Here is a 14,342-nt window from a genome sequence, read left to right on the forward strand (position 1 = left end):
CGCGGTGGCCCTGCTGCGCGCGGAGGTCGCGGTGCCGCTCGACGCCGCGCTCGTCACCGAGGCGGGGTTGCCCACGCCCGAGGTCGCGCTCGCGCTGCTCGACACGCTGGAGCAGGAGCTGTGGGCCTGAACGCGCCTGGGCCGCGCTGATTCGCGCGGCCCCTCGCGTTCATGCGCCGTTCGTCGGCTTGTCGCGCGTGGCGGCCTCGCGCGCGGCTTCGAGGACGTCGTCCACCGCGGACTCCACCGCGTCGCTGACCAGCTCCGGCGCGGAGGTGCGCCAGCGCTCCAGCGACGCTTCGTGCATCGCCTCCGGATCCTGGAGCCGCGCGTCCGTCTCCGGAGCCACCTCCGCGATGCAGTCCGGGCACACGCCTTCGAGCGCCCGCGACCACACCTCCAGGTGCGTGGTGATGAGCACGCCCTCCATGGCCAGGGCCTCGCGCAGGCCCCGCTGTCCCGCGCCGCGCATCTGCGTCCCGTGCACGCGGTCCAGCATCGTCCGCATCCAGGAGGCCACCGCCTCCGTCTTCGGACAGGTCTGCCTGCCGCACACCCGGCACGTCGTCTGCCAGGGCTGTCCTTCCATGGGGTTCATGCCGCTCGCTTTAGCAGGCCCCCTCCCCCGGCGCACGTAGACGCGGGCCTCCACGAATGCGGAGAATCCAACGCCCTTGACCCAGCTGGAGGCAGGCCCATGTCCCGAGCCGAAATCGACGAATCGCACGCGCAGTTCCGTGGAGCCTGGAGGCTGTTCGCGCTGGGCCTGCCCGGCGGGGAGGTAGTGGAGCGGACGGACGTGTTCATCGCGGCGGGCCGCGTGGCGTGGTCCCTGATGAACATGGCGTTCCTGACGCGGCCGGTGGAGACGGAGGCGGAGCTGGAGCGCGCGGTGGACTCGGCCGCGAGCTACTTCGCGCAGGGCCCCAACGGCTGGGCCTTCACGCTGACGCCGGACTGGCTCTCCCCGGCGCTGCGTGAGCGGGCGGACGCGCTGCTCGCCGCGCGGGGGCTCAAGCCGGGGATGCTCACGACGGGCATGGTGGCGGAGCGGCTGCGGGAACCGGTGCGGCCCCTGGCGCCGCTCGACCTCCGGCAGGTGCGGGATGAGTGGGGCCGCAACGCGATCGCGGACGTGAACTCCGCCAGCTACGACGTGCCACGGGCACTGGGGCGGGAGGCCCTGGCCGCGCCGGGCATCTACGGCCCCGAGTGCCGCGCCTTCGTCGGCTGTCACGACGGCGCTCCCGCGACGACCACCGCGGCGCTGCGCGTGGACGGCGTCGTCTACATCGCGCTCGTGGCGACGCTCGCGGAGCACCGTCGCCAGGGTGCCGCGGAGACGGTCCTCCGGCGTACGCTGGAGGAGGCGAAGCGCGCGTGGGGACTGGAGCGCACGGTGCTGCACGCCACGGCCGCTGGCGCGCCCGTCTACCGCCGCATGGGCTACCGCGACGTGACGACGTTCTGCTCGTACTTCGCGCCGCCGAAGGAAGCGTGAGGCATCACTCGCTGGACGCAGCACCTGGGACCGGAAACAATCCGCGTCCCCATGGAGCCCCCCGCCTCCCCTGAGCGCGCCGAGCCACGAGTCCCCGGTCCGCGCGCGGCGTGGGCCGTCGTGGGGGCCGCGCTCGGGCTGACGTGCCTGTTCTTCCACCGGGCCGTCTTCAGCGCGCAGGTCTTCACCGGGCGGGACATGCTGCTCGTCTACGCGCCGCTGCGCCGCTACTGGGCGGAGCGCGTGTCCCACGGCGACTTCCCGGGCTGGTATCCCTTCGACGGCCTGGGCCAGTCCTTCCCGGGGACGATGCTGTCCGCCGCGTTCCATCCCTCGCAGTGGCTGGGGCTCGTGCTGTCCACCGGCGCGGCGATGAAGCTCACCGTGCTGCTGTGCCCGCCGCTCGCATTGCTGGGCACGTACGCGCTGCTGCGCCTGTACGCGGTGCCCCGGGCCGGTGCGTTCTTCGCGGGGCTCGCGTTCGCGTTCAGCGGCTACATGGTGAGCCTCACCAGCAGCCTCGCGTACCTGATGGCGGGCGCCACCCTGCCCTTCGCGCTCTGGGCCGCGGTCCGCTTCCTTCGGGAGGCCACGCCCGCTCGCGCCGCCGTCGCCGCGCTGGGCCTGGGCGGCGTGCTCCTGGCGGGAGACACCTGGGCCTATGCGTTCGCGAACGCGTTCGTGCTGCTCCTCGCGCTGACGGAAGACGGGCCTCGCGCGGTCCTCGTGCGGCGGGGGCTGGGGCTGGTGGCCCTGGGCGCGGGAGTGGCCGCGCCGCAGCTGTTCGCGGGCGTGGCGGTGTTCGCGGGCGGTGCTCCGGGCGCCAGCTCCGTCGAGGACGCGCTGCGCTGGTCGGTGGATCCGCTGCGCCTGCCGGAGTCGCTGCTGGGGCCGTTCCTGGCGAACACCGCCGTGGAGCGCGCCGTGCCGGAGGAGCTCGTCAAGCCGCTCCTGCACACCGGCGGCTTCTCCACGCTGTGGTCGGAGTCGCTGTTCATCGGCGTGCCGGTGTTCGTGCTCGCCGTGGCGGGGCTGCGCTTCCTCCCCTTGCGCCGCCAAGCCCCGTTCGTCGCGGCGTGGAGCGCGTTGCTCGCGCTGGCCCTGGGCTCCGCCCTGCCCTTCTACGCGCTGCTCTACCGCGTGCTGCCGCTGTGGCGGCCGTTCCGCTATCCGGAGAAGCTGGTCGTGCACCTGGCCCTGGGCCTCGCGCTGCTCGCGGGGTTCGGCTGGAAGGCCGTCGTGGCCTCGCCGGAGCGCATGCGGTGGGCGGCTCGCGCGGCCGGGGTCCTCGCCGGGCTCATGGCCCTCGTGGCGATCGCTGAACGCACGGCGGGCGCGTGGTCGCATGCGTTCGTGCTCGCGCGCTGGCCCCAGGTCCCCGCGCCGACGCTGGACACGCTCTCCCATGCGTTCAGCACCGCGAGCCTCATCGCGGCGGGCCTCGCGGTGGGCTGCGCGCTCGTCCTGCCGGGGCTCGCGGAGTCCCGCCCGCGCATGGCCGTGCTGATGGCGCTACAGCTGGGCGCGGCCTTCACGGCGAATGAGCCGCTCTGCATCCTCGGCACCGAGGAGCTGCTCGACAGCCCACCGCCGTTCATCGAGACCGTGAAGGCCTGGGCGGACCGCACCGGCACCTCCGTCCCCCGGGTGGCGTCGCGCATCCAGCGCTTCCGCCTGCCGCGCTTCGAAGGCTTCGAGTACCAGGACAGCGTCGCGCTCATGTCGCGCGCCATGCTGGTCCCGGACAGCCCCGCGCTGTGGGGCGTCGGCACCGCGGAGGCCTACCTCCCCGCGGCGAGCCCGCGCGTGCTGCACCTCCAGGACGCCACCCCCGGCCTCTTCACCGAGCTGTTGCCCGTCTACGGCGTGCGCTTCAGCGCCTACACCCCGGCGGACCATGACGCCCTGAAGCACAAGCCCGGCGTCATCGTGGCGAAGGATCCCGCCTTCGAGCTGCTGCTGGTGGAGCACCCGGACGCGCGACCACGCCTGTCCCTGGCGAAGCCCCGGTGCGTGCCGGACGCGGCGGCGGCGCTCGACCTGCTGCGCGACGCGGCCTTCCGCGCCAGCACGCAGGCCGCGGTCGGAGTGCGGCGACCCCGCCCTCTCCCCCGCCAGCGACGCGCCCCTGGAAGGCCACCTGCGCGTCAACAGGACGCGCCGGAACACCTCGTCGTGGACGTGGACGCCTCCGGGGACGCGGTGCTGGTGATCAACGACGCGTGGCAGCCCGGCTGGACGGCGCTCCTCGACGGCGCCCCCACGCGCCTGCTCCCCGCCAACGTGGCGGTGCGCGCCGTGCCCACCCCTCGGGGCTCGCACCGCGTGGAGCTGCGCTACCGCGCGCCGGGCGTGCTTCCGGGCGGCTGCCTCTTCGCCGTGACCTGCCTGGGACTCGCGGTGGCCGAGGCCCTGCGCCGCCGCCGGTTTCCCCGGAAGACCGGTGCGCTCACGGGAGTTGGGGGCTGACCCCTCGCGGCTGCTCCCGAAAGGGTTGTCCATTCAACGCTGCATGAGTCCAACCCCGTGCCCCGGGGTTGGACCGGCGTCCGCGCTGCCTAGCTTGAGCCTCCCCCCACCACCCTGGACCTCCACCGTGGCGACTCCTCTTCGCACCGACGTGCGCCGTTCCACCTTCACGTTCCCTGGCGCGCTCCTGGGCGCGCTGCTCGTCCTGACCTCCGCCTCCGCCCGAGCGCAGTCCGCGCCCACGCCGCTGGAGGACAACCGCACCATCACGCTGGGCTACATCGGCATCGCGTACGAGCTGGGCGGCATCATCGACCCCACGCTGCAACCCGGTGGCACCAGCAGCGCGCGCCCCACCTGGTTCACCTTCGCGCCGCACGCGTCCCAGGCCGGCGGCAAGGGCATGTACAGCGCGGCGCTCGCGCGGCACTTCATCGACGCCGCGCGGCTCCAGCCCTCACTGTCGCTGACGAACGCGCTGGACCGGCTGGGGTTGAGCGGCGTGGTGCGGCTGCGGCTGCAGGACCTGTCCCTCCAGCTCATCGCCCAGGGCCTGACCGTGGACGCGGCCGCGGCCCTCAGCGTGCTGACGAGCTCGCTCAACTTCGCCGTGCTCGCGGACTCGCGCGTCCTGCTGGCCACCGCGTCGCGCATGGGCGCGCTGTACTGGAGCGCCCCGGGCGTGGCGCCGCTCGACAAGACGGAGGCCGTCGTCATCACGCTGGAGCGCACGCTCCACGAGGGCAACCTCGCCATCTTCAACGACATCGGCGGTTCGGCGCGCCTGTACCTGGACTGGCGCGCGGCCGCCACGGGGCCCATCACGTCCGCCCGCGTGCTCTCCGAGTTCACGCTGGCGGACGCCGTCAACGCGGAGGCGCAGCAGGCGTACACCTGGGCCGTCGCGCACGCGGAGGACTCGCCGCGCCCCACCCGCATGGACCTGCTCTTCCCCGGCATGCACTGGAAGAGCCTGCTCATCGCCGCGTTCGCCCTCTACGAGGACGCCCGGCTGGCCCCCACGCCCGCGCGCCGCGACGCCCTCATCGCCATGGGCACCAACTTCGTCGCCTGGCGCGAGCAGCGCGACCAGGCCCAGCCCGTCTTCACGCCCGCAGGCTCGCCCACCGACGAGGTGTCCCGCGCGGGCGTGCTCCAGGCGCTGACGCCGTTCCTGATGACGGACTTCGGCACGGTGCGCTGGACCTACGCGGACTACGCGTACGCCCAGCCGGACCGCGACGGCAACCCGCTCACCGCCCCGCCGTGTGAGTACAGCTGGGCGGACTTCTGGGACCGCTGGAACGGCATCCTCTTCGCGTTCGACCAGGCCTACGCCCGCCCCACGGAGCTGTGGGTCATGCCTGAACCCCTCACGGATCCACTGGGCTGACAGACGGACTGGACGGCCCCCGCGCTCTCTTGACGGGCGCGGGGGGCGTGCGGGAGCGTGCAAATCGATGAGTCCCCTGCCCGGTGGTCCATTCGAAGCTGTCCGCCATGCCTCCAAGGATGAGCCGTCCTCGCCGGACACGGCCTCCTCGCGCATGCCGAAGGACACCCACCTGCCCCCGCTTCCGGCCGACGAGGCCAGCATGTCCGCGCAGACCCGACTGCAGGTCCTGCGGGAGATGATGGCCGAGGCGTTCCTGGCGCTCGACGCGCAGGGAACCATCCATGAGCTCAACCACCGCGCCGCGTCCCTGCTGGGCCTGCCGTACAACACCTGCCAGGGCATGACGCCGTGGGCGGCGCAGCCGATGCTGGCCGGCACGACGCTGCACGAGCGGCTGCTGGACGCGCTCACCTCGCGCGAGCCCGCCCGGTTCCTGTCGGAGCTGCCGTCGGGCGTCTGGCTGGAGCTGTCCGTGCGGCCGGTGGGCGGGGAGATGTGGGTGCTGGCCACGGACATCACCCGCCGTCAGCGCGCGGAGAACGAGGTCGCGCGCACCGAGGAGCGCTTCCGCCAGCTGGGCGAGCGCTTCCAGGTGGCGCTGGAGTCCGCGCAGATGGCGGTCTGGGAGACGAACCTCGTCACCGGGCAGGTGTTCCGCTCCGAGGGGCATGACCGGCTCTACGGCTACCCGCAGCCCCTGGAGGAGTGGACGCACGAGCAGTTCCTGGCGTCGCTGCACCCGGAGGACCGGCCGGGGGTGGAAGCGCAGGTGTCGGCCATCTTCCACAACGACGTGCTGTCGTATTCCTCCACCTTCCGCACGCACTGGCCGGACGACTCGTGGCACTGGCTCATCAGCCGCTCGCGCGTCATCCGCGACGCGAACGGCAAGGTGATGGTGGTGCGCGGGGCCATCCTGGACATCACGGCGCTGAAGGAGACGGAGGAGGCGTTGCAGGAGGCGGTGCGCACGCGCGACGACTTCCTGTCCGTGGCGAGCCACGAGCTGCGCACGCCGCTCACGTCCCTGCGCTTGCAGGTGGATCTCTTGCGCCGCTTGTCCGAGTCCAAGGCCCACGAGCCCATGGGCTCCGAGAAGGTCACGGGGCGGCTGGACGCGGCGGACCGGCAGCTCAAGCGGCTGGCGGCGCTGCTGGACAACCTGCTGGACGTCAGCCGCATCCGCACGGGCAAGCTGGACTTCGAGCTGGCGAGCGGAGACCTGGCGCCGCTGGTGCAGGACCTGGTGGGGCGCTTCGCGGACGAGGCGAAGCAGGCCGGGGTGGAGCTGGACGCGCGCGTGGAGGGGCCGGCGCCGTGCCGGTTCGACAAGCTCCGGATGGAGCAGGTGGTGAGCAACCTCATCGCCAATGCGCTGCGCTACGGCCAGGGCACGCCGGTGCACGTGGCGCTGCGCCAGCAGGACGGCCTGCTGCGGCTGACGGTGCGCGACGGCGGTCCGGGAGTTCCCGTCGCCGAGCGCGAGCGCATCTTCCAGCGCTTCGCCCAGGTGCAGGGCTCCGCGCGCACGGGAGGCCTGGGGCTGGGGCTCTACATCGTGCGGCAGATTTTGGAAGCGCACGGCGGCCGCGTCTGGGTGGAGGAAGCGCCCGGCGGCGGCGCGGCGTTCGTGGTGACGCTGCCGGTGGAGGGGGCGTAGGCCGGGTTTCAGGGCACGAGCGGCGTTCCCCCACCCTCGTCAGCGCATGTACGGCCTCCCGCCTCCTTGAGCGGGCCGCTCCGAGTCGACGACATGCACACCGGCCCGGGACAGGTCCACGGGGATGCGCAGGAGGCCGTCGGCTCCGTCCATCTCCTCGCGGATGAAGAGCGTGTAGTGCCCCAGGGGCAGGTGCCCGAAGTCGAAGTCCGCCCCGACCAGGAAGTTCGGGGCGATGAGGGAGTCCCCGTCCTCTGACGTCCATGCTTCCGGCATCGGCTCCGGTCCGAAACCCGCCCGGATGGCGGCATCCAGGGCCCGCGGTGAGCGCGGCCACGGAACCTCTCCCGGCAGGACGAACGCGGTGACGAACTCGCGGGAGGCGTTGACGCTCACGCGCAGCAGGGCGGGTCCCTGCCTGGGCACGAGGTCCAACCGGTGATGCGTGGCCGGGGCCAGGCGGATCAGCTTCGGCGAGAAGGACATCGGAGGCGGCCGGGGCACCGGCACGTTCAGGGGACTGCCTTCGGCGTGCACGAAGCACGAACGGTTCCCCGGGATGTGCGCCGCGTAGTTGCCCGCGATGTCGCTCTCGGCGCTCACCCTGAACCCACCCTCGCAGCGGACCTTCAGGTTCACCCTGACCAGGGGAACGCGTGCACCATCCGTCACGGCGCCTTCGAGTTCCACACCGGGCACGAGCCGCAGCTTCACTGATTCCTCATCAGGTCCGAGTTCACGCAGGACGGTCCCCCGCGCCTTCGCGTCCACGCGCAGGAACTGGCGCCGGCTGGCCACGTGCTCGAACCGGAAGTACCCATCCGCGTCGGTCCGCGCCGTCCAGGGGTGACGCCCACCGTGGCCCTCCAGGTCGAAGACCTCCACGAGTTCAACCTCCTGCATCGGGATGCCCGTCGAACCATCTTCGGCGACGACACGCCCGTGGACGGTGCGGCCCACGTCGAGGATGACGTCCGGGACCTTGAGCAGCTCCCCGTCCCGCCCTTCCGCGCGCACGAGGGCGGGGGCGAAGCCCAGCACCTCGATGACCCATTGGTAGACGTGGGTCATCGACACGGAATACAGGTAGCTGCCTTCCCGACCGTGCTGGGAGTGTCCGTCGATTTCGAAGTACCCCACGGGCACCCCATCCGGACGCACGACACGGCCTTCCAGACCTCCGAAGGCCTCGCGGAACACCAGCGCTTCGCCCGTCCCCGGGGGCGGTGGCCCTTGCGACTTCCAATCAAGGCGCCTGTTGGGAACCGTCAGCGACATGGTGGAGGGGGCCTCCAACAGGCCCTGGATGACGAACTCCCCATCCCTTCCCGTTTGGAAGTGGCATCCGCCGTACGCCTCCAGCTCGGACTGCGATGCATTCCACGTCCACAGCATTCCCGTGGCGCCACCAAGGCCCTGCCCCATGGCATCCACGGCACGCGCCCGCCAGGTGCCCAGCCCCTGGCTCCCTTCGAAGCTCACCGTCGCCTCCGCCCGTGCGCCCGGCGCGACCTGGACTTCGACGGAACGATCCCACCAGCAGTCCTGCGCGGGTGCGTACCGGCCCGTGACGCGATAGCGCCCGGCGGGAAGCTCCTGGAAGAGGGTCGCTTCGGGCGTCCGCTCTGGGGACAGCGCCAGGGGGCGCGCTTCATCCATCGAGGAGAGCGAAGCGGAACCTTCAGGTGATGGCCGGCCATCGGGCCCCAGCACCCGGACCCGCAGCGAGCCGAGTCCGCCCATCACCACCGTCAACTCGGTCTGCGGCGTTGAAAGCTCCAGCCGCGTGGGGCTCCATCCGTCCTTCTCCGCGCGAAGCTTCACGGCGCCCGCGGGAACGTTGTCGAAGTGGAAGCGTCCCTCGGCATCGCTCTCGGAACGCAGCGATGAATCCCCATCGCCGGACGGAGTGAGCCGGAGCCGGGCACCCGCGACGGGCCGTCCTTCCAGGTCCACCACGCGCCCCGCGAACGGCACCGCGCGCATCAGCGTCAGCTCGAGCCGGGTCTCCGCCCCGGGAGCGATCCGTGCGTCCGGATGGAGCAGGTTCACGAAGCCAGGCGCTTCGGCCTGGACGACGTACCAGCCCGGCATCACGTGCAGCCGCACCGTCCCGGTCGCGTCCGAAGTGCCCGACCGAGAGACCAGGCTCCCATGGTCCGCGCGGCGAGCCACCAGCTTCACGCCGGGCACGGGCTGTCCCGCCGGATCCACGACCCGGACGGTGAACGCCGCCTCTTCCACGGGCCACCGGGTCTTCGTCCGCACCGGACGCGGCGCCTCCGCGCACGCGAGCAGCATGACAACGAGCCCCACCCAGCTCCATCGCATGCCCCGCAGGTTAGCAGGGCACGACGAAGCGCTGTCCCTGTCAGTCGACGAAGTGCACACCGCCTCTTTCAGGGAGCGGCGTTTCGAAGCGGTGGACGCCGGGCTCCGTGAGGTTCACGGGGTAGCGGAGCGCGAAGATCTCCGCACTGCTTTCGAGCACGAACACCGTGTAACGCCCCAGGGGCAGGTGGCTGAATCGGGGCTCATGCCACGAGCGGTCGCTCCAGTTCGCGTCCTTGCGCTCCGGCCGTGGTTCGGCGGGACCTGGATCCGGCTCGACCGCGGATTTCATCAACGCCCGCATGGCGTCGATCGTCGACGGCATCGGGACGTCTCCAGGAACGAGCAGGACCCGGTGCCACTCTCCCCTGCCTGGAAACAGGACCTGCACGGATGCGGGCCCCGTGCGCGGACGCAGGTCCACCCGCACCGTTTCTCCCGGACCGCCGCTGGTGAAGTGCCGGGGCCAGAAGACGCGCAGCGGCGGCGAGGGCCAACCAGATGGGCCGCCCGTGTCGTAGACGCTCAATACGCACTCGCGCCCGGAAACGACATCCCGCCTGAACCGTCCCTCCGCGTCAGTGACAGGCAATTCGTCGGGATAGACTTCGCACCCGATCATCAAGCGGGTGCCCGGCAATGGACGTCCTGATTCATCCGTCACCGTCCCCTCCAGGTGGGCAGGCGGAACGAGCGGCACGGTCACGTCCGTCACGTCCGCACTCAACGGCAGGGAGGCCGTTCCGTCCGCTTCCGTCTCTGCCTCGAGGATGAACGGCTCGCGTGGCACGTTCTCCAGCAAGTACCGTCCGTCCGCCTCGACCTTGATGAATGGATAATCCCAGACGAACGTCGACTCGCGCCCTGGCGGCGGCTGGAAACGCACCCATCCCTTCGACAGGGCCGGCTGCCCGTCCTTCCGCACGAGCCGGACACGCACGTCGCGCCCTGGCTTCAGGATCACGTCGGCAGCACGGTCCGCTCCTCCAGGGGCTCCACGCGCCTGCGTGTGGCCGCCAGTCCCTCCGCCCTGAAAGACAGCCCCTCGGGCCCGGACCGCTCCAGCGTGTACCGGTAGTGACCGTCCGGAGCTTCGTAGTGCTTCGAGTTCACCGTGAACCGGCTCAGCGGTTTTCCATCCGCGCCCAGCACACGTCCCTCCACGAAGGGGCTCGCCTTGCGCTCCACCGAAATGCCTTCCCCGCCCGGACCGAGCTCGACCTTCGCGTCCCCCCGGTGGACCTTCAAGTGAACAGGGCCGCGCGGCAGGTGTTCCAACGTGAAGCGCCCTTCCGCGTCGGTCCGGGTGGAGTTCTCGCTCGCGAAGACGTCCTTCTTCTCGTCACCCAGGGAGGCACTCAGCCACGCGTCCGCCGCGGGCCGGCCATCCCTGCCGACGACCCGGCCCCGGAGCGGTGCACGCTCCACGACGCCATCAAAGCGGAGGGCCACCTCACGGGTCTGTCCCGCCACGACCTCGACCTCCGAGGATGTCATCCACTCCGCGCTCCCATCCATCGCATGCGTGAACGTCACGCGGTAGCGCCCCGCCTCCAGCCCCCGATACATCCGGGCGTCCTTCACCGTGTCGTCGATCCAGGCGCCCTCCTTCGACACGGGGTCGAGCGCCTTGACCTTCACCTGGGGCGCGCTCACCGGCCGCCCCTCCGGACCGAAGGCCGTCACCCGCAGGCGCCCTGCTCGCGCAGGGCCAGGTTCAACTCCGCCGGTCGCGCGTCGAACACCTGGCGCTCGTCGCTGTAGCCCTTGCGCCGCGCCAGCAACACGCCCGGGCCGGGCCCCATGCCTTCGAAGCGGAAGGTGCCATCCGGATTCCCCACCAGGTCCAGCCTTGGCGCCGTCGTGTCCGCGGGGATCCACGAGAGCGACACGGCCCGCAGGGGCTGACCCGCGCCGTCCACCACGCGGCCGGAAACCGAGGCGGACGGCCTCAGCGTCATCGTCACCGACGCGGGATGCTCGCGCCCGAGCCGCACGTCCGGATCCACGAAGGTCTGGAAGCCCGAGGCCTCGGCGGTGAAGACGTACCAATCGGGCGGCACCTTCAACCGGGCCTGCCCCCGGGCGTCCGTCGTGCCCCAGTACACCTCGGGAGGATCCGCCATGGCCTGCCGGATCCGGAACGGGATGCCAGGAAGAGGCTGCCCCTTCGCGTCCTTCGCCAGCACCGTGAGCACCGCGCTCGCGGGCGCGGCCTCGGTGCGCGCCACTTCAGGCACCGGCACCGGTCCCTGCTTCGACGTGCCCGCGCACGCGAGCACCCCGACCACGAGCCCCACCCAGCTCCATCGCATGCGCCCGACGCTAGCAAGCGCGCGAGCACACGGGACAGCCCCTCAGCCGAAGCGCTCGCGGAAGGTGCTCAGGTTGGGCCCCTTTCCATCGCGCTCGTACACCGCGAACACCACGCGGCTGAACGCGCCCGCCATCGTGGACAGCCCTCGCGCGAAGGCCTCCGCCGCGTCGTGCGGGTTGTTGCGGAACGCGCCGCAGCCCCAGGCTCCCAGGATGAGCGTGCGGTGCCCGTGGTGCGCCGCCACCCGCAACACCTTGAGCGCCCGCGCGAACAGCACGTCCCTCAGCTGCTGCGCGACCTCCGGGTCCCCCGCCGGCAGCTGCCTCGCGTTGGGCGCGGGCGCCGTGAGCAGCGACACGAGGAAGGGCCGCTCCAGCAGGTCGTAGTGCTCGTTGCGGAAGAACGGCACGTCCGGCGAATAGATGAAGTGATCCGTGTACAGCGGCGAGCGCAGCTTGCGGTTCACGTCGTAGTACTCCGGCCACTTCAGCAGGCACGGGTACAGCGCCGAGCACCGCGCCAGGTCCTCCTCCTGCGCCTTCGCGCCCGTGAGGAAGCCGCCCCCCGGGTTCACCGCCGACGCGAAGTTGAGCGCCAGCACCCGCCGCTCACCCTCCTGCTCCACCAGCCGGCGCGCGGCGTCGCCCGTCTTCTCCGGCGTCACCTCGAGGGTGAAGCCCGGCACCGGCGCGGGCCGCGTCAGGTGCTCGAAGTCCCCGGGGCGCACCAGCACGGTGCCCTGGACCGCGTGCGCCACCGCGTCGCGAAGGGACACCTCCCCCCCGGAGAGCGGCGTGTAGCGGCCCTCGTCCAGGATGCGAAGGGTCTCGTCCGCGACGCGGTTCAGCGGCATGGCGTCACTCGCAGCCGATGCGCTCGGGCGCCACCGCGAGGTCGTCGATCCACGTCTCCGACTCGGAGTCGCCCTTCGGGTGCACGAAGCCGTAGCCCACCCCGAAGTTGGTGAACGGCCGGATGCCCACGTTCGGGAAGTCGAACGCCTGCTTGCCATCCACCCACACCAGCGCGTGGCCCGTGGTGGCGGAGGTGCTCTCGCGCTCCACGCCCCACTCGATGCACGTCCACCGGTTGGGCGACACCGTCACCGCCAGGTCGTCCTGGTAGTTCCAGCCCGTGCCCTTGATGCCGCTCCAGTCATCCAGCGCGAAGGCGCCGCTCTTCATTCCCTGGAGCTCGATTCCACCGAAGTCGCTCTCCTTCGGGGAGAAGAGGATGAAGTACGTCCCCATCACGCCCTCCGGCGCGGCCCGGCCCAGGTACACGTACGCGCGCGTGTAGAGCTTCGTGCCGAACGCCGGCATGTCCTTGCGCAGGTGCGCGATGGCCTCCTGGCCCAGGCCCGTGTCCTCGTTGTAGCCGGGGTCCGTCTTCACGTGCACCGCGCCGCTGCCGGAGCGGGTGCGCGTGCCGTCGATGGTGACGGTGGCGTGGTGGTAGTCGTCCGGCTGCTTCCAGCCGTTGTCACCGTTGTCGAAGTTCTCGCAGAAGATGGCGGAGGCCGGGCACTGACCGTTGCCCGTGCTCGTGCCCGCGTCGGTGCCCGCGTCCGTCCCGGTGCCCGCGTCCGGGGTCTTGTCCGTGTCGTCGCCGCAAGCCGACAGCGCGCCCACCGCGAGGGAAGCCATCATCAACGCCAGTGCCGAAGTCGAACGCATGAGTCCTTCCAGGAAGAGGCGTCGCGCCCTCGCGCTCCTGCCGCGGGGACGGGACGTGTCTCCGTCCTAACACGGCCCCCCGTCCTCCTTGGAATGGGGCCCGCCAGACCCCGGCGGCCCGAGGCAGGCGGGCAGGCAGGTGGCGTGCGTGGGCGGCAGGCCCCGTGGGGTCATGCGCGTGTCGCCCAGTGATGGATGCGCGCGCGGCGCGATGACAAGTGCTCACTGGAAGCGCACGACCCCGCCCGGCAGGTGCGCGTTGCCGTTCCGGCCCGTACTGCTTTCCATGTGAAGCGCCAGCGGCACGGGCGTCACCCTCACGGGCAGCAGGAGGGTGGGAGGGGGTGGGGGTTCCTGGCATCGGGGAGAGCGGGAGATGGGAGAGGCCTTCCGAAGACTCACGGTCGTCGAGCCCCCGGCCGACGAGGCGCCCTCCGCTTGTGCTCCGCCGCCGCATGCCCGGAACCTGCCGCCCACCGGTGCGGTGGCGCTCGTCTTCACCGACATCCAGGGGTCCACGCGGTTGTGGGAGCGCTGTGGCCAGGCCATGCGCGACGCGCTGGAGCTGCATGACGGCGTGCTGCGCGCGCTCTTGCTGGGCACCGGCGGCTACGAGGTGAAGTCCCAGGGCGACGCCTTCATGGTCGCGTTCGCGTCCCCGGTGGAGGCGGCGCACTGGTGCCTGCGCGCGCAGGAGGCGCTGCTGCACGCGAGCTGGCCGGAGCCGCTCCTGGAGGAGCCGGACGCCGCGGAGGAGCACGCGCCGGAGGGGCTGTCGCACCGGGGGCTGCGCGTGCGCATGGGGGTGCACGTGGGCGAGCCCGACTGCCGCCTGGATCCCTCCACCCACCGGCTGGACTACCTGGGGCCTCCGGTGAACATCGCGGCGCGGGTCGCGGACGCGGGCCATGGCGGACAGGTGCTGCTGAGCGGCGCGGCCTGGGCGCGCATCCAGCCGGAGCTGGCGCGGCTGGGGATGCCCGTCGCGCGCG

12 protein-coding genes are annotated in these 14,342 nt (G+C 71.8%); 5 read left to right on the forward strand and 7 right to left on the reverse strand.

All coding sequences use genetic code 11. The features are described 5' to 3' along the window. Positions 1-169 precede the first annotated feature (169 nt). Positions 170-598, reverse strand: coding sequence for a hypothetical protein (locus ACLEQD_RS21460; RefSeq protein ID WP_410386246.1), 429 nt, complete (start codon positions 596-598; stop codon positions 170-172). Positions 599-697: 99 nt separating this feature from the next. Between ACLEQD_RS21460 and ACLEQD_RS21465 the strand changes: the two genes are divergently transcribed. The 4 genes from ACLEQD_RS21465 (at position 698) to ACLEQD_RS21480 (ending at position 7,026) form a co-directional block, all read left to right on the forward strand. Next, positions 698-1,501, forward strand: a complete 804-nt coding sequence (locus ACLEQD_RS21465) for a GNAT family N-acetyltransferase (protein ID WP_410386248.1) — start codon at positions 698-700, stop codon at positions 1,499-1,501. 51 nt (positions 1,502-1,552) lie between these two features. Beyond that, positions 1,553-3,970 (forward strand): hypothetical protein, encoded by a 2,418-nt coding sequence (locus ACLEQD_RS21470; RefSeq protein WP_410386250.1) that lies wholly within the window; start codon positions 1,553-1,555, stop codon positions 3,968-3,970. A 127-nt stretch (positions 3,971-4,097) separates the two neighbouring features. Next, complete coding sequence (locus ACLEQD_RS21475) at positions 4,098-5,363, forward strand: hypothetical protein (RefSeq protein WP_410386252.1); 1,266 nt, start codon at positions 4,098-4,100, stop codon at positions 5,361-5,363. A gap of 202 nt (positions 5,364-5,565) precedes the next feature. Beyond that, positions 5,566-7,026 (forward strand): ATP-binding protein, encoded by a 1,461-nt coding sequence (locus ACLEQD_RS21480; RefSeq protein ID WP_410386254.1) that lies wholly within the window; start codon positions 5,566-5,568, stop codon positions 7,024-7,026. A 39-nt stretch (positions 7,027-7,065) separates the two neighbouring features. Here ACLEQD_RS21480 and ACLEQD_RS21485 read toward each other — a convergent pair whose 3' ends face one another. From ACLEQD_RS21485 to ACLEQD_RS21510, 6 genes are read right to left on the reverse strand one after another with little or no spacing between them, the layout of a single operon-like run. Then, positions 7,066-9,342, reverse strand: a complete 2,277-nt coding sequence (locus tag ACLEQD_RS21485) for a carboxypeptidase regulatory-like domain-containing protein (protein WP_410386256.1) — start codon at positions 9,340-9,342, stop codon at positions 7,066-7,068. Positions 9,343-9,397: 55 nt separating this feature from the next. After that, the gene (locus tag ACLEQD_RS21490) at positions 9,398-10,321 is read right to left on the reverse strand and encodes a carboxypeptidase-like regulatory domain-containing protein (RefSeq protein WP_410386258.1); all 924 of its coding nucleotides are present in this window, start codon (positions 10,319-10,321) and stop codon (positions 9,398-9,400) included. Continuing rightward, entirely contained in the window at positions 10,318-11,013 is a 696-nt protein-coding gene (locus ACLEQD_RS21495) for a hypothetical protein (protein ID WP_410386260.1), read from the reverse strand. The genes ACLEQD_RS21490 and ACLEQD_RS21495 overlap by 4 nt, the downstream gene beginning before the upstream one ends. A 26-nt stretch (positions 11,014-11,039) precedes the next feature. Continuing rightward, positions 11,040-11,657: a carboxypeptidase-like regulatory domain-containing protein gene (locus ACLEQD_RS21500; RefSeq protein ID WP_410386261.1), complete on the reverse strand. Its 618-nt coding sequence runs from the start codon at positions 11,655-11,657 to the stop codon at positions 11,040-11,042. A gap of 57 nt (positions 11,658-11,714) precedes the next feature. Beyond that, positions 11,715-12,527 carry a TIGR02452 family protein gene (locus ACLEQD_RS21505; RefSeq protein ID WP_410386263.1) on the reverse strand — a complete coding sequence of 271 codons (813 nt, stop codon included), beginning with the start codon at positions 12,525-12,527 and terminating at the stop codon, positions 11,715-11,717. Positions 12,528-12,531: 4 nt separating this feature from the next. Next, positions 12,532-13,350 (reverse strand): hypothetical protein, encoded by an 819-nt coding sequence (locus ACLEQD_RS21510; protein WP_410386265.1) that lies wholly within the window; start codon positions 13,348-13,350, stop codon positions 12,532-12,534. A 376-nt stretch (positions 13,351-13,726) separates the two neighbouring features. On the opposite strand from ACLEQD_RS21510, the gene ACLEQD_RS21515 reads away from it, so the two are divergent. Further along, on the forward strand, positions 13,727-14,342 hold a 616-nt coding region (locus ACLEQD_RS21515), incomplete at its 3' end, for an adenylate/guanylate cyclase domain-containing protein (RefSeq protein WP_410386267.1).

Origin of the sequence: Corallococcus sp. 4LFB, assembly GCF_046520365.1 — a bacterium.
GTDB lineage: Bacteria > Myxococcota > Myxococcia > Myxococcales > Myxococcaceae > Corallococcus > Corallococcus caeni.